This window comes from Corynebacterium sp., from assembly GCF_030535495.1.
In the GTDB taxonomy this organism is placed as follows: Bacteria; Actinomycetota; Actinomycetes; order Mycobacteriales; family Mycobacteriaceae; genus Corynebacterium.
Window position 1 is genome coordinate 36,068 of sequence record NZ_JAUNRW010000002.1, and the last position, 24,012, is coordinate 60,079.

Annotated in this window: 19 protein-coding genes; 18 read left to right on the forward strand and 1 reads right to left on the reverse strand. The window is 68.2% G+C overall.

Annotation, left to right across the window (positions count from 1 at the left end; genetic code table 11):
- The 15 genes from Q4F73_RS00605 (at window position 1) to Q4F73_RS00675 (ending at window position 17,581) form a co-directional block, all read left to right on the forward strand.
- Entirely contained in the window at window positions 1-1,485 is a 1,485-nt protein-coding gene (locus Q4F73_RS00605) for a UDP-N-acetylmuramoyl-L-alanyl-D-glutamate--2,6-diaminopimelate ligase (protein ID WP_303357404.1), read from the forward strand.
- Window positions 1,482-2,969 (forward strand): UDP-N-acetylmuramoyl-tripeptide--D-alanyl-D-alanine ligase, encoded by a 1,488-nt coding sequence (murF, locus tag Q4F73_RS00610; protein WP_303357405.1) that lies wholly within the window; start codon window positions 1,482-1,484, stop codon window positions 2,967-2,969. Before Q4F73_RS00605 ends, murF begins: the two co-directional genes overlap by 4 nt.
- 12 nt (window positions 2,970-2,981) lie before the next feature.
- Window positions 2,982-4,091, forward strand: coding sequence for a phospho-N-acetylmuramoyl-pentapeptide-transferase (gene mraY / locus Q4F73_RS00615; protein ID WP_303357406.1), 1,110 nt, complete (start codon window positions 2,982-2,984; stop codon window positions 4,089-4,091).
- The gene (gene murD, locus Q4F73_RS00620) at window positions 4,058-5,419 is read left to right on the forward strand and encodes a UDP-N-acetylmuramoyl-L-alanine--D-glutamate ligase (RefSeq protein ID WP_303357407.1); all 1,362 of its coding nucleotides are present in this window, start codon (window positions 4,058-4,060) and stop codon (window positions 5,417-5,419) included. The genes mraY and murD overlap by 34 nt, the downstream gene beginning before the upstream one ends.
- On the forward strand, window positions 5,416-6,774 hold the full coding sequence (locus Q4F73_RS00625) for an FtsW/RodA/SpoVE family cell cycle protein (RefSeq protein ID WP_303357408.1): 1,359 nt from the start codon (window positions 5,416-5,418) through the stop codon (window positions 6,772-6,774). The genes murD and Q4F73_RS00625 overlap by 4 nt, the downstream gene beginning before the upstream one ends.
- Window positions 6,775-6,777: 3 nt before the next feature.
- A complete protein-coding gene (gene murG / locus Q4F73_RS00630; RefSeq protein ID WP_303357409.1) occupies window positions 6,778-7,845 on the forward strand; it encodes an undecaprenyldiphospho-muramoylpentapeptide beta-N-acetylglucosaminyltransferase in 1,068 nt (355 codons plus the stop codon).
- Between the two features lie 39 nt (window positions 7,846-7,884).
- On the forward strand, window positions 7,885-9,303 hold the full coding sequence (gene murC / locus Q4F73_RS00635; protein ID WP_303357410.1) for a UDP-N-acetylmuramate--L-alanine ligase: 1,419 nt from the start codon (window positions 7,885-7,887) through the stop codon (window positions 9,301-9,303).
- Window positions 9,304-9,963, forward strand: coding sequence for a cell division protein FtsQ/DivIB (locus Q4F73_RS00640; RefSeq protein WP_303357411.1), 660 nt, complete (start codon window positions 9,304-9,306; stop codon window positions 9,961-9,963).
- 120 nt (window positions 9,964-10,083) lie between these two features.
- On the forward strand, window positions 10,084-11,235 hold the full coding sequence (gene ftsZ, locus Q4F73_RS00645) for a cell division protein FtsZ (RefSeq protein WP_303357412.1): 1,152 nt from the start codon (window positions 10,084-10,086) through the stop codon (window positions 11,233-11,235).
- A 10-nt stretch (window positions 11,236-11,245) separates the two neighbouring features.
- Window positions 11,246-11,971: a peptidoglycan editing factor PgeF gene (gene pgeF, locus Q4F73_RS00650; RefSeq protein WP_303357413.1), complete on the forward strand. Its 726-nt coding sequence runs from the start codon at window positions 11,246-11,248 to the stop codon at window positions 11,969-11,971.
- Window positions 11,968-12,630, forward strand: a complete 663-nt coding sequence (locus Q4F73_RS00655; protein ID WP_303357435.1) for a YggS family pyridoxal phosphate-dependent enzyme — start codon at window positions 11,968-11,970, stop codon at window positions 12,628-12,630. The genes pgeF and Q4F73_RS00655 overlap by 4 nt, the downstream gene beginning before the upstream one ends.
- A gap of 57 nt (window positions 12,631-12,687) precedes the next feature.
- Window positions 12,688-13,155, forward strand: a complete 468-nt coding sequence (locus Q4F73_RS00660) for a cell division protein SepF (RefSeq protein ID WP_303357414.1) — start codon at window positions 12,688-12,690, stop codon at window positions 13,153-13,155.
- 86 nt (window positions 13,156-13,241) lie between these two features.
- Window positions 13,242-13,532: a YggT family protein gene (locus Q4F73_RS00665; protein WP_303357415.1), complete on the forward strand. Its 291-nt coding sequence runs from the start codon at window positions 13,242-13,244 to the stop codon at window positions 13,530-13,532.
- 172 nt (window positions 13,533-13,704) lie between these two features.
- On the forward strand, window positions 13,705-14,679 hold the full coding sequence (locus Q4F73_RS00670) for a DivIVA domain-containing protein (RefSeq protein ID WP_303357416.1): 975 nt from the start codon (window positions 13,705-13,707) through the stop codon (window positions 14,677-14,679).
- 121 nt (window positions 14,680-14,800) lie between these two features.
- Window positions 14,801-17,581: a LuxR family transcriptional regulator gene (locus tag Q4F73_RS00675; protein ID WP_303357417.1), complete on the forward strand. Its 2,781-nt coding sequence runs from the start codon at window positions 14,801-14,803 to the stop codon at window positions 17,579-17,581.
- Here Q4F73_RS00675 and Q4F73_RS00680 read toward each other — a convergent pair.
- Window positions 17,578-18,195: a hypothetical protein gene (locus Q4F73_RS00680; protein WP_303357418.1), complete on the reverse strand. Its 618-nt coding sequence runs from the start codon at window positions 18,193-18,195 to the stop codon at window positions 17,578-17,580. The two genes, Q4F73_RS00675 and Q4F73_RS00680, sit on opposite strands and share 4 nt — an antisense overlap.
- A 174-nt stretch (window positions 18,196-18,369) precedes the next feature.
- Between Q4F73_RS00680 and Q4F73_RS00685 the strand changes: the two genes are divergently transcribed.
- From Q4F73_RS00685 to Q4F73_RS00695, 3 genes are all read left to right on the forward strand, one after another.
- Window positions 18,370-19,830 carry a glycosyltransferase family 2 protein gene (locus tag Q4F73_RS00685; RefSeq protein ID WP_303357419.1) on the forward strand — a complete coding sequence of 487 codons (1,461 nt, stop codon included), beginning with the start codon at window positions 18,370-18,372 and terminating at the stop codon, window positions 19,828-19,830.
- Between the two features lie 205 nt (window positions 19,831-20,035).
- Complete coding sequence (gene ileS / locus Q4F73_RS00690; RefSeq protein WP_303357420.1) at window positions 20,036-23,203, forward strand: isoleucine--tRNA ligase; 3,168 nt, start codon at window positions 20,036-20,038, stop codon at window positions 23,201-23,203.
- Window positions 23,200-24,009, forward strand: coding sequence for a DMT family transporter (locus tag Q4F73_RS00695; RefSeq protein ID WP_303357421.1), 810 nt, complete (start codon window positions 23,200-23,202; stop codon window positions 24,007-24,009). Before ileS ends, Q4F73_RS00695 begins: the two co-directional genes overlap by 4 nt.
- The last annotated feature ends 3 nt before the right edge of the window (window positions 24,010-24,012 follow it).

Genomic DNA, 24,012 nt, shown 5'->3' on the forward strand with positions numbered 1-24,012 from the left:
ATGAACACACTCTCGCACCTCAGCCAGATCGCCGGGGGAGAACTGGTCGGTGCCTTCGGGACCGATCCCGCCATCACCTCCATCGAGCTGGACTCCTCGCGGGTCCCGGCCACCGGCGGCCTCTTCGCCGCCCTGCCCGGCACCCGCCGCCACGGGGCGGAGTTCGCCGCCGACACCCCGGCCGAGGCGATTCTCACCGACCGAGCCGGGCATGCCCTGCTGACGGAGAGGCAGGAGACCCGACCCGTCATCGTCGTCGACGATGTCCGCGCCGTCCTCGGTCTGCTGGCCGCCGAGGTCCACGGCCACCCCTCGCAGCACCTCACGCTGCTCGGCGTCACCGGCACCTCCGGCAAGACCACCACCAGCTACCTCCTCGAACGAGGACTCATGGCCGCCGGCCACACGGTGGGGCTCATCGGCACGACGGGCACGCGTATCGACGGCCGCCCCGTCCCCACCTCCCTGACCACCCCGGAGGCCACCACCCTCCAGGCGTTGTTCGCCGAGATGCTCGCCGAGGGGGTCACCCACGTCGTCATGGAGGTCTCCTCCCACGCCCTGGAACTGGGGCGGATCACCGGCACGAACTTCGATGTCGCCGGCTTCACCAACCTCTCCCAGGATCACCTCGACTTCCATCCGACGATGGAGGAGTACTTCGAGGCCAAGGCCCGCTTCTTCGATCCCGCCTCCCCGCTGGCCGCCGACCGCGCCGTCATCTGCATTGACGACGACTGGGGCCGACAGATGGCCGCCCGCGCCGAATCCCCGCTCACCGTGGCGACCCGGGGTGCCGAGGCCGATGTCAGTGCCGCCCAGGCGGAGCTCACCCCGAGTGGCGCGCAGCTGCTGGTCATCACCCTCCCCGACACGTTGCTGGAGGCAGAACTCCCGCTGCCGGGTGACTTCAACATCGCCAACGCGGCGCTGGCCACCGCCATGGCATATGCCGTGGGGGTGGATCCGCGTCAGTTCGTCACGGGGTTCGGGTCCGTCGCCGTCCCGGGCCGCATGGAGCGTATCGACGAAGGCCAGGACTTCCTCGCCGTGGTCGACTACGCCCACAAGCCGGCGGCCGTCGCCGCCGTGCTCGACACCCTGCGCGGGCAGGTCAAGGCACGGCTCGGTGTCGTCGTCGGCGCCGGTGGTGACCGCGACGCCACCAAGCGCCCCATCATGGGGGCCGAGGCCGCCCGCCGCGCCGACCTGGTCATCATCACCGACGACAACCCCCGCAGCGAGGTCCCGGAGACCATCCGCGCCGCCGTGCTGCAGGGCGCCGTCGACGCCGACACCGGCGCGGAGATCCGCGAGATCGGCGACCGCGCCGCCGCCATTGACGCCCTCATCGCGTGGGCGCAGCCCGGCGACGCCGTCGTCGTCGCCGGCAAGGGCCATGAGGTGGGCCAACTCGTCAACGGGGTCAACCACCACTTCGACGACCGGGAAGAAGTCCGCCGCGCCCTGAAGGAGCAGTCATGATTCCTCTCACCCTCGCCGACATTGCGCGGATCACCGGTGGGGAACTGGTGGACGTCGATAAGCCGGACACCCGCGTCACCGGATTCGTCGAGTTCGACTCCCGCAAGATCACCCCCGGCGGGCTGTTTCTGGCCCTGCCGGGCGCGCGCGTGGACGGCCACGACTTTGCCACCACCGCCACCGAGGCCGGGGCGGTCGCGGTGCTCGCGGCCCGCCCGGTCGGCGTCCCGGCGATCGTCGTGCGACCGACCGGCCGAGCCGACTCCAACGCCGACATCTACGCCCACGACACCGACGGCTCCGCCCGCGCCGTCGTCGAGGCACTGGCCGCACTCGCCCACGGCGTGGTCACCCGGCTACCGGAACTGACCGTCGTCGGCATCACCGGTTCCGCCGGCAAGACCTCCACCAAGGACCTCGTGGCCTCCGTCCTGCGGCAGGCCGGGGAGACCGTCGCCCCGCCCGGATCCTTCAACAACGAGATCGGCCACCCCTACACCGCACTGCGCTGTGACACCGACACCCGTTTCCTCGTCGCCGAGATGTCCGCCCGCGGCATCGGCCACATCGCGCACCTGGCGGAATCCGTGCCGCCGCACATCGGCGTGGTGCTCAACGTCGGTTCCGCCCACCTGGGGGAGTTCGGCTCCCGCGAGAACATCGCCCGTGCCAAGGGCGAGCTCGTCGAGGCGCTGCCGGAGGACGGCGTGGCCGTCCTCAACGCCGACGATCCCTTCGTCGCCGCCATGGCCCCGCGCACCCGCGCCCGCGTGGTCACCTACTCGGCCCAGCAGCGGGCCGATGTCTGGGCCGGGGACATCCGCCTCGACGATGTCGCACGCGCCAGCTTCACGCTGCACGCCGGGGAGGCCTCCGCCGCCGTGTCGCTGCAGGTGTTCGGCGAGCATCAGGTGTCCAACGCCCTGGCCGCCGCCGCGGTCGGCATCGAGGCGGGGCTGAGCGTGGAGCAGGTGGCCCGCGGGCTGGGCGCCCACACCAACGCCTCCGCGCACCGCATGGACGTGCAGACCCGCGCGGACGGCGTCACCGTCATCAACGACGCCTACAACGCCAACCCGGACTCCATGCGGGCCGGTATCGCCGCCCTGGCGTACACCGCCGCCGCCCGCCCCCACGCCCGCGCCATCGCCGTGCTCGGCGAGATGGGCGAGCTCGGCGACGATGCCGAGGAGTCCCACCGCCTCCTCGGTGAGCAGCTGGACCGCTACCGCGTCGGCCACCTCATCGCGGTGGGGGACAGCCCCCACAGCCGCGCCATGGCCACGGAGGCCAGGAATCGGGGTATAACTACTGAGATCGCTCACGACGTCGACGAGGCCACCCAGCTTGTCGACGCCGTGCTGCGCACCCGCCCCATCGAACACACCGGTTCCGGAAACCCCGGCGATGTCGTTCTGGTCAAGGCGTCCAACGCGCTGGGCCTGTGGCGGGTGGCTGAGAAACTCATCGAGAAGGGTCAATAGGGGCGCAACGACGTGACACAGATCATCATCGCAGGAACCGTCAGCTTCCTCGTCGCCATCTTCACCACCCCGGTGCTCATCCGGCGCTTCTCCGCCGAGGGCCTGGGGCAGGAGATCCGCGAGGAGGGCCCGAAGTCCCACCTGCGCAAGCGCGGCACCCCGACGATGGGCGGCATCGCCATCATCGCCGGCATCGTCGTCGGCTACCTCGCCGTGGGCATCTACGGAATGGTCAGCGGCTCCGGCGGCTTCACCGTCTCGGGTCTGCTGGTGCTGGGCCTCACCCTGGGACTCGGTGCCCTCGGTTTCGCCGATGACTTCATCAAACTCTTCCGGGCCCGCAACCTCGGCCTCAACAAGACGGCGAAACTGGTCGGTCAGCTCGTGCTGGCCGTCGGCTTCGGTCTGCTCATCCTGTGGTTCCCCGATGAACAGGGGCTGACCCCGGGCTCGACGCACCTGTCGTTTGTCCGTGACATCGACACCTTCGACATCGCCTTCGGCGGTTCGATCATCGGCATCGTGGTGTTCCTGCTGTTCATGTACATCCTCATCGCCGCCTGGTCGAACGCCGTCAACCTCACCGACGGTCTCGACGGCCTCGCCGCCGGCACCACCGCCTTCGTCATGGGCGGCTATGCCCTCATCACCTTCTGGCAGTTCCGCAACTCGTGCACCCAGTCCGTGGAACCGGGCTGCTACTCCGTGCGTGACCCGCTGGACCTGGCCGTGCTGGCGGCCGCGGGCCTGGGTGCCTGCCTCGGTTTCCTGTGGTGGAACGCCGCCCCGGCCAAGATCTTCATGGGTGACACCGGTTCCCTGGCCCTCGGTGGCCTCGTCGCCGGTCTGTCCGTGGCCTCCCGGACCGAGCTGCTCATGATCATCATCGGCGCCCTCTTCGTCATCGAAGCCGCCTCCGTCGTCATCCAGGTGATCGTCTTCCGCACCTCGGGCAAGCGCTTCTTCCGCATGGCCCCCTTCCACCACCATTTCGAGAACGGCGGGTGGCCCGAGACCACCGTCGTCATCCGCTTCTGGCTCATCGCCGCCATGGCCGTGATGCTGGGAGTGTCCATCTTCTACGCCGAATGGCTGACAGCCACAGGAGTGAGCCTGCAATGATCACCGGAACCGCCCTGATCGCCGGCGCCGGAGTCTCCGGTCGCGGAATCGCCCGCCTGCTCGACGATCTCGGTGTGTCCGTGGTCGTCGCCGACGACTCCGGCGCGGGCATCACCACCGCGGAGGCCCGCGGCCGCCTCGCCGAGTTCGAGGTCGTCATCACCTCCCCGGGCTGGCGCCCCGACAACCCCCTGCTTATCGACGCCGCCGCCGCCGGCCTCGAGGTCATCGGCGACGTCGAGCTCGCCTACCGCCTCGACCGGGCGGGCACCTTCGGTGCCCCGCGCACGTGGCTGGTGGTCACCGGTACCAACGGCAAGACCACCACCACCGCCATGCTGGCCGCCATGATGCAGCAGCTGGAACCCCGCGCCGCGGCCGTCGGCAACATCGGGGTGTCGGTGGCGGACGCGCTCGTCGACAGCCATCGCGTCGACGTCCTCGTCGCGGAACTGTCCTCCTTCCAGCTGCACTGGTCCTCCGAGCTCACCCCGGACGCCGGGGTGCTGCTCAACCTGGCCGAGGACCACATCGACTGGCACGGGTCCTTCACCGCCTACGCCGACGACAAGACCCGGGCCCTGCGGGGACCGGTGGCCGTCGCCGGTGTCGACGACCCCGAGGTGCGCGCCGCACTGGAACGCGCCGGAGTCGACGACTACATCGGTTTCACCCTCGGGGAGCCCGGGCTGGGACAGTTCGGCGTCATCGGCGGCCAGCTGGTGGACAACACCGGCGACACCCCCGTCGTGCTGGCCCCGGTCGCCGGTATCCAGCCCGCCGGTCCCGCCGGAGTGCTTGATGCGCTGGCGGCCGCCGCCGTCGCCCGCAGTCAGGGCGCGCAGCCGGAGCACATCGCCGCCGCACTGGCCACCTTCCAGGTCGACGGACACCGCGGCCAGACGGTGGCGCAGGCCGGGGGAGTGGACTACATCGACAACTCCAAGGCCACCAACCCGCACGCCGCCGACGCCGCGCTCGCGGGTCTGCAGGATGTCATCTGGATCGCCGGAGGCCAGCTCAAGGGAGCCGACATCGGCCCCCTCGTCCGCACCCACGCACACCGCCTGCGGGCCGTCGGGCTGCTGGGCACCGACGCCCCGCTCATCGCCGCGGCCCTCGCTGAGCACGCGCCGGACGTCCCCGTGCACACCACCACCGTCACCGACCCGGAGGCGGCCATGAGCGAACTGGTCACGTGGGCCGCTGACATTGCCGCGCCCGGAGACACGGTGCTGCTGGCCCCGGCGGCGGCCTCCCTCGACATGTTCACCGGCATGGCCCAACGCGGCGACCTGTTCGCCGCGGCGGCAGAAAGGCTGACATGAGCACATCCACCTCCTCGAACTCCGGAACCTTCACCCGCTGGCGCGCCGAATGGCACCGCATGCTCGACTCCCGCGCCGGATTCGACTACTTCATGATCCGCTCCGTCGTCTTCCTCCTGGTGGGCATCGGCGCGGTCATGGTCATGTCCTCGACGATGACCTGGTCCGTCCTCGAGGGGGCGACCGTGTGGAACCAGGCCGTGCGCCAGTTCATGATGATCGTCGCCGGACTCGTCGCCTTCTGGTTCGCCCTCCGCCTGCGCCCCGACACCGTCCGCAGACTGACCCCCTGGCTGCTGGTCATCGCGATCGTGCTGCTCATCGCGGTGCTCATCCCGGGCATCGGCACCGGCCGCCTCGAGGTGGGTTCGCAGTCGTGGATCGTCCTCGGCCCCGTCCGCTTCCAGCCCTCCGAGATTGCCAAGGTCGCCATCGCCGTGTGGGGTGCCGCCTACCTGGCGGACAAGCGCCACACCGGATCCAGCATGCGCAGCCCCTTTGTCATCTACACCGCGGTGGCCACCCTCATGGCGGGGCTCATCGCGGTGCAGGGCGACTTCGGCATGGCCGTCAACTTCGGCGTCGTGGTCCTGTTCACCCTGTTCTTCGCGGGCGTGGACATCCGCCTCATCCTCGCCGCCTTCCTCGCGGCCGGGGCCTTCGCCGCCTGGATGCTGTTCAGCGGCGGTTTCCGCTCGAACCGCTTCCACGTCTACTTCGACGCCCTCTTCGGCCGCTTCGACGACACCCAGGGCGTGGCCTTCCAGTCCTACCAGGGCTTTTTGTCCCTGGCCGACGGCTCAGTGGCCGGCGTCGGCGTGGGACAGTCCCGCGCCAAGTGGTTCTACCTCCCGGAGGCCAAGAACGACTTCATCTTCGCCATCATCGGCGAGGAACTCGGCCTGTGGGGCGGAGCCCTGGTCATCGGCCTGTTCGCGGCGCTGGGGTACTTCGGCATCCGCACGGCCTTCCGGGCGCAGAACCAGTTCCAGGCGCTGCTGGCCGGAGCACTGACCGCCGGTGTCGTCTCCCAGGCGTTCATCAACATCGGCTACGTCGTCGGCCTGCTGCCGGTGACCGGTATCCAGCTTCCGATGATCTCCGCGGGTGGTACCTCCACGATCATCACCCTCGGGTCCATGGGTCTGCTCGCCTCCGTCGCACGCCATGAGCCCGAGGCGATCTCCGCGATGCAGTCCTACGGTCGCCCGCTCTTCGACCGGGTGTTCATGCTGCCCGAGCCGGCCGTGCGCCGCGCCTCCGTGCGCCGCCCGACCTCGCGGGAGCGCTTCGGCGCGCCGGTCACTGGTAGCGTCACAAAGAGAAGACAGCCCCACCCCGACAGGAGACGGTGATTCATGACCGCATCGAACAAGCCACTGCGCGTCGTCGTCGCCGGTGGTGGTACCGCCGGTCACATCGAACCCGCTCTGGCCGTCGCTGAGGCGCTCGTCGAGCGCCACGGCGCACAGGTCACGGCGCTGGGTACCCCGCGGGGACTCGAGCGTGACCTGGTGCCGGCCCGGGGATTCGATCTCCGGCTCATCGACCCGGTGCCGGTGCCGCGCCGCCCCAGCGTCGACCTGCTCAAGCTGCCGTTCCGGATCATCACCGCCGTGCGCCAGGCCCGCGCGGTGCTGCGGGAGGCCGACGTACTCATCGGTTTCGGCGGCTACGTGTCCGCCCCCGCCTACCTGGCCGCCCGCTCCCTGCGCATGCCCTTCCTCGTCCACGAGGCCAACGCCCGCGCGGGGATGGCCAACAAGCTCGGCCAGCGCCTGGGTGGCACCAGCTTCAACGCCGTCGCCGACTCCGGCATGCCGGGTGAGGTCGTCGGGGTCCCCGTCCGCGCGGATCTGCGGGACGCCGACCGTGCCGCAGCCGCCGCCCGCGCGCGGGAGACCTGGGGCCTGGGGCACCGGAAGACCCTGCTGATCACCGGCGGCTCGCAGGGCGCGGTGAACCTGAACACGGCGGTGGCCGGGGGCGTCGATAAGCTCACCGAGGACTTCCAGGTGATCCACGCCTACGGCAAGCGCAACACCGCCCCCGCCGAGCACGAGCACTATGTCGCGCTGCCCTACATCGACGACATGGCCGCCGCCTACGCCGTCGCGGACCTCATCGTCTGCCGCTCGGGCGCGATGACGGTCGCCGAGGTCACCGCCTCCGGCATCCCGGCCGTCTACGTCCCGCTGCCGCACGGCAACGGTGAGCAGGCGCTCAACGCCAGCAGCGTCGTCGCGGCCGGGGCCGCCCGCCTCATCGATGACGCCGAGCTGGATTCCGGGCGCCTCGTCGCTGAGGTGCAGGCGATTCTCGGCGACGACGAGCTGCTGGCCACCATGCGTGCCGCCGCCCGTGACCACGCCGCCGGCGACACCGCCGCACTGCTCGCCGACGCGGTGGTGGCGGCGCTACAGTAAGACCTCTGTCCACCTGTTCCCGTCTCTTCAGGAGTATCCGTGACCGTCGACCTCTCCCGCGTCCACCTCATCGGCATCGGCGGCTCCGGCATGTCCGGCGTGGCACGGATCCTGCTGGACCGGGGCTTCGTGGTCACCGGCTCGGACGTGAAGGATTCGCGTCCGGTCCGCGCCCTGCGCTCGAACGGCGCCCACGTGGCGGTCGGGCACGCGGCGGAGAACCTCATGCTCTCCGGCAAGCTGCCCACCGTGGTCGTCGTGTCGTTCGCGGCGATCCCGCAGGACAACCCGGAGCTGCAGCGCGCCCAGGATGAGGGCATCCCGGTCATCCGCCGCTCCGACCTGCTCGGCGAGCTCATGGAGGGCCACCGCCAGGTGCTGTTCGCGGGCACCCACGGCAAGACCTCCACCACCTCCATGGCGGTGGCGGCGATGCAGACCGCGGGCCTGGACCCCAGCTTCTCCATCGGCGGCCAGCTCAACCGCTCCGGCACCAACGCCCACCACGGCACGGGGGACGCCTTCGTCGCCGAGGCCGACGAATCGGACGCCTCGCTGCTGCGCTACTCGCCCGACATCGCCGTGGTGACCAACATCGAGCCCGATCATCTCGACTACTTCGGCACCGCGCAGGCCTACCACCAGGTCTTCGATGACTTCGCCGACCGCATCACCTCCGACGGCCACCTGGTGGTGTGCCTCGACGACATTCACGCGGCCGCCCTCGGTGAGCGCAGCCTGAGGCGCGGGGTCAGCGTGCTCGGCTACGGCACGACCGACGCCGCGGCCCTGCACCCGGAGATCCCCCTGGGGGCGGAGGTGCTGTCCACCGAGGTCACCGAGGTCGGTTCCACCGCTGTCCTGCGTATCGACGACCGCGACCTCACCGTCACCCTCCAGATCCCCGGCCAGCACATGGTGCTCAACGGCGCCGCCGCGCTCTTGGCCGCCCATCTGGCCGGCGGCGATCTGGAGCGCCTGGCCGAGGGCCTCAGCGACTTCAACGGCGTGCGCCGTCGCTTCGAGTACCGGGGCACCGCCGGCGGGGTCCGGGTCTTCGACGACTACGCGCACCATCCGACCGAGGTGACCGCCGTCCTGCAGGCCGCCCGCCAGAAGGTGGAGGCCGAGGGGGAGGGGGCCCGCGTCGTCGTGGCCTTCCAGCCGCACCTGTACTCGCGCACCATCGAGTTCGCGGAGGAGTTCGCCGCGGCGCTGTCGCTGGCGGACGCGGCCGTCGTGCTCGACATCTACGGTGCCCGGGAGAAGCCGGTGGAGGGGGTCAGCTCCCGCATCATCACCGACGCCGTGACCACCGAGGTGGTCTACGAGCCCGACTTCTCCCACGCCCCGCAGACCATCCGCGAGCTGGTGCGCCCGGGGGACCTCGTGCTCACCATGGGTGCCGGCGACATCACGCTGCTCGCCGGAGAGATCCTCGCGGCGCTGGACGAGTAGATGTCACGACGAAAAGTCTTCACCGTCATCGGGGCGGTCCTGGCGACGTTGCTCATCGCCGCCGGCGTGCTGTGGGCGTTCCCCGTCCTGCGGGTGAGCTCCTTCGAGATCTCCGGCAACCTCAACTCGCCGGACGAGTACGTGGTCGAGGCCACGGGTGTGCGGGAAGGGGACAACCTCGTGCGTGTCGACGCCGGGCAGGCGGCCCGCGGGGTCGTGGATCTCCCGTGGGTCCGCAGCGCCACGGTCTCGCGGCAGTGGCCGTCGACGTTGGCGGTGGAGGTCACCGAAAGGGAGGTCCTCATGTTCAGCAGCGAGGACGACGGGGAGCATCTCATCGACACGGAGGGTCGTCCCTTCGTCATCGACGTGCCCCCGGAAGGTGCGGTCGAGGTGACGGGTGCGCAGCGTCAGGATGCACAGACCCTGGCCGGGGTGGCGGATGCCCTCACGGCGTTGTCCGATCCGGTGCGCGCTCTGGTGGCGTCGGTGGATGTGCCGGGGGAGTACGAGCTGGAGCTGCGCCTCCATGACGGGCGCACCATCTTCTGGGGTGCCTCGGAGGAGAATCATGACAAGGCGTTGGCCGTGCAGACCGCGGTCCAGCGTGAGGGTGGGCACTGGAATGTGTCGAATCCGTCCATGGTGACCGTACGTTAAACCTGAGGTTGAGGGTATCGACACGCCCCGAAATGTGCGCGAAAAGTTCTCCTCCGTCGCCCATGATGGAGACAACCTCGTTACAGATCACACACTTCCCGAAAGGCGCGGCCAGAACCTATGACCTCACCGAACAACTACCTCGCCGTCATCAAGGTCGTCGGCGTCGGCGGCGGCGGAGTCAACGCCGTCAACCGCATGATCGAAGAGGGCCTCAAGGGTGTCGAGTTCGTCGCCATCAACACCGACTCCCAGGCCCTGCTCTTCTCTGACGCCGACACCAAGCTCGACATCGGCCGCGAGGCCACCCGCGGCCTCGGCGCCGGAGCCAACCCGGACGTGGGCCGCACCTCCGCCGAGGACCACAAGTCCGAGATCGAGGAGACCCTCAAGGGGGCCGACATGGTCTTCGTCACCGCCGGTGAGGGCGGTGGCACCGGCACCGGTGCCGCCCCGGTCGTCGCGGGTATCGCGAAGAAGCTGGGTGCCCTGACCGTCGGTGTCGTCACCAAGCCCTTCAAGTTCGAGGGCCCGCGCCGTACCCGCCAGGCCGAGTCCGGCATCGAGGAGCTGCGCCAGGTCTGTGACACCCTCATCGTCATCCCGAATGACCGCCTGCTCCAGCTCGGCGACGCCTCCCTGTCCATGATGGAGGCCTTCCGCGCCGCCGATGAGGTCCTGCACAACGGTGTCCAGGGCATCACCAACCTCATCGTCACCCCGGGTGTCATCAACGTCGACTTCGCCGACGTCCGCTCCGTCATGTCCGACGCCGGCTCCGCCCTCATGGGCGTCGGTTCCTCGCGTGGCGACGACCGCGTCATGACCGCCACCCTGCAGGCCATCAACTCCCCGCTGCTCGAATCCACCATGGAAGGCGCGAAGGGCCTGCTGCTCTCCGTGGCCGGTGCCTCCGACCTCGGCCTCATGGAGGTCAACGAGGCGGCCACCATCGTCCAGGAGAAGGCCGACGAGGACGCCAACATCATCTTCGGCACGATCATCGACGACAACCTCGGCGACGAGGTCCGCGTGACCATCATCGCCACCGGTTTCGATGCCGCGAAGAACAACGCTCCGGCCGCCGTCACCCCGACGCCTGCCCCGTCGCCGATGGAGGAGCCCGCCCAGCGCGGCAGCCTCTTCGAGGAGCGCGAGGAGGAGGCCGGACGCCACCACCACCGCGAGGAGCGCTCCGGTCTGTTCACCTCCTCCCGTGAGCAGCGCCCGACCCGCGATGACGATCTCGATGTGCCTGACTTCCTGCGCTAACCTCTAGGGCATGTCCCTACGCAGCGCCAACGAGGCCCCCCGCCCCGTCCGCATGGTGTTCACCACCCGTGCGGGCGGGGTGTCGTCGTCTCCCTATGACTCCTTCAATCTCGGTGATCATGTCGGGGATGATCCCGCCGCTGTCGCCGCCAACCGTGAGCGTCTGGCCCGCGTCCTCGAGCTCGAGCACGTGGTGTGGATGGAACAGATCCACTCCCACAACGTCACCGTCGTCGAGGGCCCGCAGGATGATCCGGTCGAGGCCACCGACGCCCTCGTGACCACGCAGCGCAGGCTGGCGCTGGCCGTCCTGGTCGCCGACTGCGTGCCGGTACTGCTGGCGGATCATGTCCACGGCGTCGTGGCGGCCGCCCACGCCGGGCGCATGGGGGCGCGCAACGGAATCGTGCGGCGCACCGTCGAGACGATGCTCGAACTCGGTGCCAGGCCGGAGAGCATTCAGGTGGTGCTGGGTCCGGCGGCCTCCGGGCGGCACTATGAGGTGCCCGCGGAGATGGCGGCGGACGTCGATAAGCATCTTCCCGGATCGACGACCCGCACGGAGAAGGGCACCCCGGGTATCGACGTCCGCGCCGGCCTGGTCCGCCAGCTCATGAGCCTGGGTGTGACCACCATCGAGGCCGATCCGCGGTGCACCATCGAGGACGAGGACTTCTTCTCCTACCGCCGCGAGGGCACCACCGGTCGCCAGGCGGGGTTGGTGTGGCTGCCGTGAGTCGCCTCGAGGAACTGCGGACCAATCTCGCCGCCACCCGGGCGCGTATCGACGCCGCCGCGGGCACCCGCCCCGTCCGCCTGCTGCCCGTGACCAAGTTCCACCCCGCCTCCGACCTGGAGCTGCTGCTGGAGCTCGGCGTCACCGATGTCGCGGAGAACCGCGAGCAGGAGGCGCGGGCCAAGGCGGAGGCGGTGCCGGGGATGCGCGTCCACATGATCGGCCAGATCCAGACGAAGAAGGCGAACTCCGTGGCACGGTGGGCCGCGAGTGTCCACTCCCTGGATTCCGTGCGCCTGGCGCAGGCCCTTGACCGCGGGGTCGCGCTGGCCCTGGAACGCGGCGACCGCACCACCTCCCTGCCCGTCTATCTGCAGCTGTCCGCCGACGGCGACACCGCCCGCGGGGGAGTGACGGAGGAGGAGCTTCCCGAGCTCATCGACGTCGTGCAGGCCGCCGAGCACCTCGAACTGCGAGGCCTCATGGTGGTGCCGCCGCTGGGCGTGGATCCGGCCGGGGTGTTCGCCCGCGCGCGTGAACTCAGCGCCGGAATGGAGCTGTCGGCCGGCATGTCCGCCGACCTGGAAATCGCCATCGCGCAGGGCACCGACATCGTGCGTGTCGGTACCGATGTGATGGGTCAGCGCCCACTAGCGTAAAAGCACAGTTACCGACAATAACCCCCGCGCCAGCTGCAACAACGGGAGAGGAACCATATGTCTATCATCCGGAACGCCAAGGAGTTCTTCGGTCTGACTCCGATCGACATGGAGCACGAGGACGCCTACTACGACTACGACCGCGAGGAGCCGCGCTACCGCTCCAGCGGTTCCGCCGCCTACGCACCTTCCCGTGAGTACAGCTACGACTACGACCGCGAGGAGCGCCCCCGCTACGAGCCCGCCGCGAAGCTCGTCGCCGTCGAGGTCTCCTCCTACAGCGAGGCCGCCCGGATCGGTGAGCCCTTCCGTGACGGAGATGCCGTGGTCTTCGACATGACCCGCATGGAGCCGGGTGAGAACAAGCGCATCGTCGATTTCGCTGCCGGCCTCTGCTACGCCCTGCGCGGCCGCATGGTCAACGTGTCCAAGAACGTGGACACCGATCGTCAGGTCTTCGCCATCGTCCCCGAGGGCGCCGACTTCTCCCAGGCGGAGTTCGAGCGTTCCGCGAAGCTGCGCTGATTCGGAACGCAGCTGGACTCAGGTAGGCACCCCGCTCCGGCGGGTGTCTACCTTTTTTGTCTGCCCAGGCACTAGGCTCGGTGGGCGTGAGTCTTCTCGGAACTGTCCTGTACGTCATCCTGCGGGTGTTCACACTCGTCCTCATCGCGCGCATCGTCATTGAGATGATCCAGTCCTTCTCGCGCAATTTCCAGCCGCCGCGCTGGTTCATCTATGTCGCCGAGCCTCTGTTCGTGGTCACGGATCCGCCGGTCAAGGCGCTGCGGAAGGTCATCCCGCCCCTGCGTATGGGTGGGGTCGCGCTGGACATGTCCGTCATCGTCCTGTTCATCATCCTCTCCGTTCTGCAGGTCGTCGTCCTGTCCGTTTTCCGGTGACGGGTGGCCGGAAGGTTGAAGCTCCGGTAAAGAATTAGTGTGTCCGTGGTCTCCGCCGCCCCACCCGGGGTTACACTTGACCAAGCACTCAACGTACGATTAAACGAAATGCATACACGCGGGTCGCACCGCGCAGGCCTACCGGGCCACCACACACTCGAAGGGAACGCCAATGCCGCTGACACCAGCTGATGTGCACAACGTCGCTTTCAGTAAGCCGCCGATCGGCAAGCGGGGTTACAACGAGGATGAGGTCGACCAGTTCCTCGACCTCGTCGAAGACACTCTCGCCCAGCTGCAGGACGACAACGACGATCTTCGCTCCCGCCTCGAGGAGGGCGGTGCGGCAGCCCCGGCCGCCGCGCGCGATGACGTCGACGAGGCGGCCCTCCGCAAGGAGATCGAGGAGAAGGTCCGTAAGGAGTACGAGGCCAAGCTGAGCGAGTCCCGCAAGGCCACCGAGAAGGCCGAGGCCGAGGCGAAGACCGCCAAGGCTGATCTGCAGAAGGCCAAGACCGACCTGGAGGCCGCCAAGAAGCAGGCCGCCGCCCAGCCGGCGCAGCAGCCCCAGAAGGCAGCCGCCGTGGCCGTGCCGAAGGATGCCGCCCCCGCCACCGCGGATACCCACATGCAGGCCGCCAAGGTCCTGGGCCTGGCCCAGGAGATGGCTGATCGCCTCACCTCCGAGGCCCAGGCCGAGTCCAAGTCCATGCTGGACGAGGCACGCGCTGCCGCCGAGGCCCAGATCTCCGAGGCCGACCAGAAGTCCCAGTCCCAGCTCGCCGACGCCCAGAAGCGCGCCGAGCAGCAGGTCACTGAGGCCGACACCCGCGCCAAGTCCCTCGTCGCCGATGCCGAGAAGCGCGCCGAGGAGACCACCAACCAGGCGAACTCCCGCGCTGAGGCGCAGATCCGCCAGGCAGAGGAGAAGGCCAACGCCCTCCAGGCCGACGCCGAGCGCAAGCACACCGAGATCATGGCGACCGTCAAGCAGCAGCAGACTGCCCTGGAGACCCGTATCGCGGAGCTGCGCACCTACGAGCGTGAGTACCGCACCCGCCTGAAGACGCTGCTGGAGTCCCAGCTGCAGGAGCTCGAGTCCCGTGGTTCCGCGGCGCCGAGTGCCGACGCAGGTAAGCAGAACTAACGACAGTGTTCTCCACCCGGTGGGGGTAGCGCATCCGCGTTACCCCCACCGGTTTTTCTGCTTCTCCGGGTAGGGCGCGGTAAGTTTTGTACAACCAACTACCCGCCTGGAAGGCTCACAAGTGCAACGTCTGGAATACGTCACCGAGTTCGGGGATATTGCCGACAGCAGCCAGGCGGAGAAGCGGCTGAAAGTCGTCCTGGTCCGCGCCAATGCCGGACATGGCAAGACATTCCTGCTGGCCGCCTGCCGGGACTCCTTCACCGGACTGTCACTGACGCTGGATGTCGATGCGCTCGACGCCGACATCCCCGGTTACGCTGCGGATAAGCTGGCGGAACTGCTGGGCGTGGCATGGACGGATGCCGGTTCCGAGCCCGCGATGGCACGCGATCTGGCCACCGCGCTGAGTTCCCGTGGTCCCCAGGTGCTGCTTATCGACGACGCCCACTGGATCGACGAGCTCTCCTCCCGGATCCTGTGGCGTACGCTGCGCCAACTGGTGGACTATCCGGTGACCGTCGTGGTGGCCTTCCGTCCGTGCGACAATTTTCTGGTCCAGCGACTCACCCGCCAGCTCTCCGATCACACGCTCGGCGCGATCATTGATCTGCAGCCCTTCACCCGCGAGGACATCCGCCAGCTGCTCGATCGGCGCTTCCGTCTCGACGCCTCCGACCGCGTGGTCAGCCGCATCCTCGAACTCACCGACGGGATCCCCCTGCATGTCGGCCTCATCGCAGAGCGGATGGTCCGGGGAGACGGCACTCTGTTGGGCGACGTCACCTCCGCAGGAGGAGGTCTGTTGGAGGGCATCGCCGACTGGTGGGAGGACACCAGTGCGGCGACGCGCAGGGCCGTGGAGGTCGTCTGTGTGGCCGAGGTCGGTCTCCACAGCCATGAGCTGCAGCAGGTCCTCGACCTGTGGGGTCAGACCGTGCCGGCCATGAGGGAGCTGCGGGCCAACTGCCCCGCCCTGAGCATCACGTCGGGTGGAGTGATCCGTCCCCGCAATGCACTGGTGGCCGCCGCTTTGCGTGAGACGCTGCCGAGCGACTACACCCGTGATATCCACCGCGTGCTGGGGGAGGTGCTCTCGGGTGAGGAGGCGTTGTATCACCGGATTCGCGCCGCAGACGACAACATCGCGCCCCTGGCGCAGGAACTGCGCGCCGCAGGGGAGGCCGAACTGGCGGCGGGGCGGTACCGCCAGGCCGTCGGCCTGGCCCGCCGACTCCTCGACACGGTTCGGGACGTCGACTCCCTGCGCCTGACGTACCTGGCGGCGGTCCGGGGCGGGATGGTGTCCGAACTGACCTACCTGCAACCTCACCTCGGACGGGTTCCCTTCCCCCTGCTGCGGGGTGCGTGCCAGACCCTCATTGCCGCCGCTCTCGATGACGCCACTGCGGTGGCCGAGCACTTCGGCGAGATCGCCTCCCTCGACCACGCCGACGAAGCGATCACCGACCGCCTCTTGCGCGGTTATGCCGCCACCGAGTTCGTCCGCGTCATGTCCGCGTACTTCCGTTTCGATCTCATCATCCCCATGACGGCGGGGGTCCTGGCGGATCTCGATTCCCTCGCCGACACAGGAAGCGATGAGGTGGCCAGGGAAGCGGCGATCCTGGCGGCGTTGATCCGGAAGTTCGTCGAGACCTCACACACCTCCCCGGAGCACACGCTCGCGTCGATGAGCACACTCCAGGAGATCGTCGACGGACTCGCGACCTTCCCTGATACGCGGGACGCACAGCTGTCCCTGCTGTCGGCGCGCGGATCGATCGCCTGCAACGTGGGGCTGTTCGAAGAAGGACGGAAGGATCTGGAGGCCGCGGCACTGGCGCCGAAAGGTCACGTCAACTGGCAGATGCAGTCCCGGATCGCGCTCTCCCACATCTACTTCGAGAACGGGCAGTGGGACGACGTCGTCCAACTCCTGCGCTCCGGCCTGGGAGACGCCCTCGACATCCTCTCCGACCCCGCGCCGCTGGCCGCCTATGCCACTCTGGGGGCCGTGCACTCCGGGCGGGGCGACGTGACGGAGGCGCAGGCACACCGCCGGATCATCGACTCAGTGGAGGACCAGCAGCTGGCCGCCTATGCCGCGGCGGAATCGCTCTGGGCTCTGGTGTGGACCTGGCAGTTGACCGGTGATGAAGACACCATCGCGCCGACGGTGGTGGCGGCCTACCCCGGTTTCCAGTTCAATTCACTGCTGTGGACTTTCGCCGGTCCGGCCGCTGTGGCAGGGATGGTGCGGGCGCTCATCGCGGCCGATCGGATGGACGACGCCGCGGCCCTGGTCGCCTCTGGATTGTCAGCCTTGTGGGTGGAACCCGAGGTCAGCGCTTACGTGGACGCACACTCCCGGGCGCTGCTCGATCTGGCGCAGGGCAGGGCGGACCGGGCCTTCCAGGACCTCATGGCCCTCCACGGCCGCTTTGCCGCCCACGCCGAGTCCGTGCGGGCGGGCCGACTCATCGTGGCGATGGTGGCTCTCGATGCCGCCCGTGCCTGGCTGGCCGGTAGCCGTGAGCCCGAGGTGACGGGGCTGCGGGCCGCCCTCGACGCGGCCCGGTTGCTGGCCCTGCGGGTCGGTGCGCTGCCCCTGCTCGGGATGATCCATGATCTGGACGAGGCGTTGGCCACCGAAGCCCCGGAGGCGAGCCCGGTCGCTTCTCCGGCGTCGCCGCTTTTCGATTTCACCCAGCTCACTGCCCGCGAAAGAGAGATCTCCTACCTGGTGGGTCAGGGGCTGAGCAACCAGGAGATGGCGGAGCAGCTGTTCCTGTCCGTGCGCACCGTGGAGTATCACGTCTACAACGCGACCCACAAGCTCAATCTCTCGTCCCGCGTTGAGCTGCGCCGCCTCGTCCGGGACGGCTTGTCGCTGAACTAGTCGGCGGCCACCCACAGTTCCAGCGCCCGACTGCCGTGGACGACGCTGCCGTAGTCGTTGGTGCCGGTCACCCTGGTGATGACGGTGAGCACCCACCCGGCGGTGTCGTCCGCAGCGCGCGGCAGCTGCAGGGCGTCGATGAACGAGGACGGTTCCGTGACGGAGTAGCCGCTGAGATCCTGGCTGCCGTCGGAAAGCACGCTCATATCGCCTGTCGGCTCGAGAGCGTTGTTGACGGGCTGGGCGTAGACCGTCAGGGTGGTCAGCGTGACTCGGTCAGTCGAGCGCGGCACCAGCGACACCCGGATCATGGCGATGGGGGAGTCGAGGTTCGGGACGTCCGTCCAGGTGCTCACCCGCAGCTCATGTCCTGAGACGTCGGTGATGACCTCGGTGGGCGGTGGGGGCAGAACCGGCTCCGGAAACGTCGGCAAGCTGAAGGTGGGGCGCTCCCGGGGGATGGCCGCTACCTGGGTGTCGACGCCGTCCACCGGGGTGGACAGGGCCGGGACGGGGAAGGCACTGCGCATCAGCGACGAGATCTCCGGGGTGGAGCACGCCGACAACGGCATGCACACCGCGAGCGCGAGGCAGGCGAATCGTAGGCGGTTCATGGGTCTCCCATCAGGGCAACGGTTGGTTCTTAGGGGTAGTACAGCCACTGGTCATGCGCGGCGCAAGGGAAACCCGGGGAAACCGGTAGCGGTCCCGGTAGTGGGGAAGACTCCCGTAGTTTTCCCCGTACTAGTTTCCTCCCCGAAATGTGTTCTGCGGCATATCTTTCTGGCATGACCACTCCCGACACCACCGCTCCCTCGACCGACGTGAGCACCATCGACCCGGACAATCACTTCCTCACCTATGCCCCCCAACGCGCAGCCGAGGTGGAGGTGTACCGTGCGCCCTCGATCGTGGCCTGCATCATTCCCGCCTACAACGAGGAATCCACCATCGCGGCGGTCCTGGAATCCGTCCTGGCGCAGTCGCGGCTTCCCGACGTCGTCCACGTCGTGGTGAACAACACCACGGACGACACCTACTGGATCGCCCGTGAGTACTGCGGACGTCACGACATCGACTACCGCGGCGTACAGCAGTCGACCGAGATCTTCATCCACGACGTCGGCCGCATGGCCGACCGCAAGGTCGGTGCCCTGAACTACGGATTCGATCTGCTCGGGGAGGACGTCGACTACGTCATCGGCGTCGACGGTGACACCACCCCGCATCCCAAGGCCTTCGAACGTCTGCTGGCGGAGGCGGAGTCGGACTCACGCATCGGTGGTGTCAGCGCCATCTACAGTATCGACACCCACGGGCACCGAGGGCCGATCGCCAACTTCCTCGTCGTCGGTCAGCGTGCGCAGTTCGCCTCCTTCACACTGCTCAACCTGTGCCGCGGCCGCAACATGGCGGTGCTCGGAGGGCAGTGTTCCATCTTCTCCGCGCGCGCCCTGCGCCATGTCAAGCAGTCCTACAACCAGAAGACACCCTGGGTCAACGATTCGGAGGTGGAGGATTCGCTGCTCAGCCTGCAGATCCGGTCGGCCGGCTATCTGACGAAGATCTCCAGCACCGCGCGCGCCGACGTCGGCGGAATGACCACTCTTCGGGCCCTGGACGCCCAGCAGGTCAAGTGGAACTACGGGGCGATCGACCTCATGTGGCCCGGGGAGCGTGGAAACCTCCGCGGCCAACCGTTCCATCCCAACCTGCGGCTGCGCTGGTACGAAAACATCGAGATGCTCCTCAACTTCGTCGTCCGTGTCGGCTTCGTCCTGCTGCTCTTGGCCTCGCTGTCCATCGGTGCCTTCAGCTTCCAGTGGTGGTGGCTCATTCCGCCGGTGCTGGCGACCCTGCTCAACCTGCGCGTGGCACTGACCATGGAGAATCGGACCACCAAGGACATCCTCTTCGCCCTGTTGTTCTTCCCGGCGGAAATCTACATGTGGATCAAGATAGGCCACTTCCTCCGTGCCTGGACGCGATTCCTCTCCCGGGTGAACACGGACAACTGGGGTGATCAGGCGAAGGCGGAACAGGGCAAGGGTGGCTGGAAGTATCTCGGGCCCCTGCTGGCACTGGTCATCGTGGTCATCATCGCCGTCGGTATGTGGCTGAGCATGCCCACCAACGCCCAGGTCATCGCGCTGTGGATCGGCTGGCCGATCCAGGCGGCGGTGACGCTCATCCTGTGTCTCATCATGGTCCGCCGCCTGACGCGGCGACAGTACGGCTACCGTGTATAATCGCCGATGTCTGTCCCGTCTTTCCGGCGGGCAACACGCCATGATCCGGCCATCACCGGGGAGCGTCTCCGGAAGAACAGCCCGTGGGGCCCAGTAGAACCGGATCACCATGAACGAAGTGGGGTGCCGTGGCACCCAAGCAGGGTGGTACCGCGCAGCACATGCGTCCCTGCACCGCCTGTCCCGTTCGTGAGTGAAGGAAGATATGTCCGAGCAGAAGAAGACCGCCGTCGGCGGCGTCTACCCGAAGGTCGACATGACCGGGGGCTCCTCCCGTTTCCCTGACATGGAGGAGATCGTCCTCGACTACTGGAAGAAGGACGGTACCTTCCAGGCTTCCCTGGACCAGCGCGAGGGAGCCAAGGAGTACGTCTTCTACGACGGCCCGCCCTTCGCCAACGGCCTGCCGCACTACGGCCACCTGCTCACCGGCTACGTCAAGGACATCATCCCGCGTTTCCGCACCATGACCGGGCACCATGTGCCCCGCGTCTTCGGCTGGGACACCCATGGCCTGCCGGCGGAGCTGGAGGCGGAGAAGCAGCTCGGCATCACCGACAAGGGCCAGATCGAGGACATGGGTCTGGCGAAGTTCAACGAGTACTGCGCCGAGAGCGTGCTCCGCTACACCGAGGAGTGGAAGGAGTACGTCACCCGTCAGGCACGCTGGGTCGACTTCGACAACGGCTACAAGACGATGGACCCGGGGTACATGGAGTCCGTCATCTGGGCCTTCAAGCAGCTCTACGACAAGGGCCTGATCTACCAGGGCTTCCGCGTCCTGCCGTACTCCTGGGCCGAGCACACGCCCCTGTCGAACCAGGAGACGCGTCTCGACGACTCCTACAAGATGCGCCAGGATCCCACGCTGACCGTCACCTTCCCGGTGACCGGCGCCGTCGCCGGTTCCGCCGCGGAAAAGTCGCTCGCCGCCCAGCCCCTGCTTGCCGACGCCGCCGCGCTGGCCTGGACCACCACCCCCTGGACCCTGCCGTCGAACCTGGCGCTCGCCGTCCACCCGGAGGTCGATTACGCGCTGGTGAAGTCCGAGCACGGCGTGTACCTCATGGCCGCCCCGCTGGTGGGCACCCTGGCCAAGGAGTTCGGGGAGCACGAGGTCGTCGATACGCTCGCCGGCGCTCAGCTCGAGGGCCTGCAGTACCAGCCCATCTTCGACTACTTCGCCGACGAGCCCAACGCCTTCCAGATCATCCTCGCCGACTACGTCACCGTCGAGGACGGCACCGGTGTCGTCCACCAGGCCCCGGCCTTCGGTGAGGACGACATGGAGTCCTGTAAGCAGTACGGCATCGGTGTGGTCATCCCCGTCGACATGGACGGCAAGTTCACCTCCCAGGTCCCGGAGTACGAGGGCCAGCTGGTCTTCGACGCCAACAAGGACATCATCCGCGACCTCAAGGAGCGCGGCCGGGTGGTGCGCCACCAGACCATCGAGCACTCCTACCCGCACTCCTGGCGTTCCGGCGAGCCGCTCATCTACATGGCGCTGCCGTCCTGGTTCGTCCGCGTCACCGAGATCCGCGACCGCATGGTCGAACTCAACCACGAGGAGATCACCTGGCTGCCGGAGCACGTCCGCGACGGACAGTTCGGCAAGTGGCTGGAGAACGCCCGCGACTGGAACATCTCCCGCTCCCGTTACTGGGGTTCGCCGATCCCGGTGTGGGTCTCCGACAACGACGAGTACCCGCGTATCGACGTCTACGGCTCCCTCGACGAGCTCGAGGCCGACTTCGGCGTGCGCCCGACGTCCCTGCACCGCCCCTACATCGACGAGCTGACCCGCCCGAACCCGGATGATCCGAGCGGCCGGTCCACCATGCGCCGTGTCCCGGATGTGCTGGACGTGTGGTTCGACTCCGGGTCCATGCCCTTCGCGCAGTTCCACTACCCCTTCGAGAACAAGGAGTTCTTCGAGGAGCACAACCCGGCCGACTTCATCGTGGAGTACATCGGCCAGACCCGCGGCTGGTTCTACCTGCTGCATGTGCTCTCGGTGGGCCTGTTCGACCGCCCGGCGTTCAAGAAGGTCGTCGCCCACGGCATCGTGCTGGGTGATGACGGCCAGAAGATGTCCAAGTCCAAGGGCAACTACCCCAACGTCAACGAGGTCTTCGACCGCGACGGCTCCGACGCCATGCGCTGGTTCCTCATGTCCTCGCCGATCCTGCGCGGCGGCAACCTCATCGTCACCGAGCAGGGCATCCGCGACGGCGTGCGCCAGGCGCTGCTGCCGATCTGGAACGCCTACTCCTTCCTGCAGCTGTACTCCTCGCAGCCGGCGCAGTGGTCCGTGGATTCCGAGGACGTCCTCGACCGCTACATCCTGGCCAAGCTGCATGACCTGGTCGGCACCGTCCGCGTTTCCCTGGACAACACCGACATCGCCGACGCCACCGATGCCGTGCGCCAGTTCGCCGATGCGCTGACCAACTGGTACGTGCGTCGTTCCCGCGGCCGATTCTGGCTCGGCGACGAGGAGCACCCGGAGGCCTTCAACACCCTCTACACGGTGCTCGAGGTGCTCACCCGCGTCACCGCCCCGCTGCTGCCGATGACCTCCGAGGTCATCTGGCGCGGCCTGACCGGTGAGCGCTCCGTCCACCTGGCCAACTTCCCGGAGGCCGCGGACATCCCCGCGGATGCCGACCTGGTCACCGCGATGGACGCCACCCGCGGTGTCTGCTCCGCAGCCTCCTCGGTGCGCAAGGCGCACAAGCTGCGCAACCGCCTGCCGCTGCCGTCCCTGACCGTGGCGCTGCCGGACTCCGGCCAGCTCGAGCCCTTCGCCGCCATCATCCGCGACGAGGTCAACGTCAAGAACATCGAGCTGACCTCGGATGTCGACGCCGTGGGTACCTTCGAGGTCGTCGTCAACGCCCGTGCCGCCGGCCCGCGCCTGGGCAAGGACGTCCAGCGCGTGATCAAGGCCGTCAAGGCGGGCAACTACGAGCGCGTCGGTGACACGGTCGTCGCCGACGGCATCGAGCTCAACGCCGACGAGTACACCGAGCGCCTCGTCGCCGCGAACCCGGAGTCGACCGCGCGTATCGACGGCCTCGACGGCCTCGTCGTCCTCGACATGGAGGTCACCGAGGAGCTGGAGGCCGAGGGCTGGGCCGCGGATGTCATCCGCGGTCTGCAGGATGCCCGCAAGGCCAGCGGCCTGGAGGTCTCCGACCGCATCAGCGTCGTCCTTTCCGTTCCGGAGGACAAGCTGGAGTGGGCGCAGCGCCACCGCGATCTCATCGCCGGTGAAGTCCTGGCCCTCGAGCTGGACGTGACCACCGAGGATCTGGGCGAGGCGCATGACGTGGTCTCCGGAGTGAAGGCGACCGTCGTCAAGCGATGAACCTCCGCGCTCCGGCGGTGATGATCGCGTCGGGTGTCAGCCTGTACGCGGGAGCCGCCGTGGCGGTCGGGCTTTTCGACGTCCTGCCGCCCGCCATCGTCGCCTGGTTCCGCATCTCCGCCGCCGCCGTCATCCTGCTGGCGCTGGTGCGCCCGCGCCTGGCGGATTTCCGCAGTGTCCCGGCCCTCATCTACGGCCTGGCGACCATGGGCATGAACATGGCCTTCTACGAGTCCATCGCCCGCCTGCCCCTGGGCACCGCCGTGGCGGTGGAGTTCCTCGGTCCGGTGCTGGTCGCCGCGGTGGGCTCCCGCTCGATCCGTGACTGGCTCGCGTTGGCCCTGGCCACGAGTGGAGTGGTGGTCATTTCCGGGGCCGTGTGGTCGACGGCCGCCGTGGGGCTCGGCTTCGCCCTGCTGGCCGGCGGACTGTGGGCGGTCTACATTCTCGTCGGTTCGCGCATCGCCGTGAGCAGCCCGCGCAAGTCCATGACCACCGGTTTCACCATGGCGGCCGTGCTCGCCCTGCCACTGGTGGTGTGGGGGTGGCCGGAGCATGTCGAGACCCCCGCGACCATGCTCCTCGGCCTGGCACTCGGGTTGGGCGTGCTGTCGGCGGTCATTCCCTACTCCCTTGACCAGGTGGTCATGCGGATGGCCGGGTCCTCCTACTTCGCGCTCCTGCAGGCGCTGCTGCCGGTGGTCGCCGCCGTCCTCGGCGCGGTGGCCCTGGGCCAGTGGCTGTCGCTCCCGGAAGTGGTGGGCATCGTGCTGGTCGTTGCCGCCGTTGCTTTACGACGCCCGTAACCT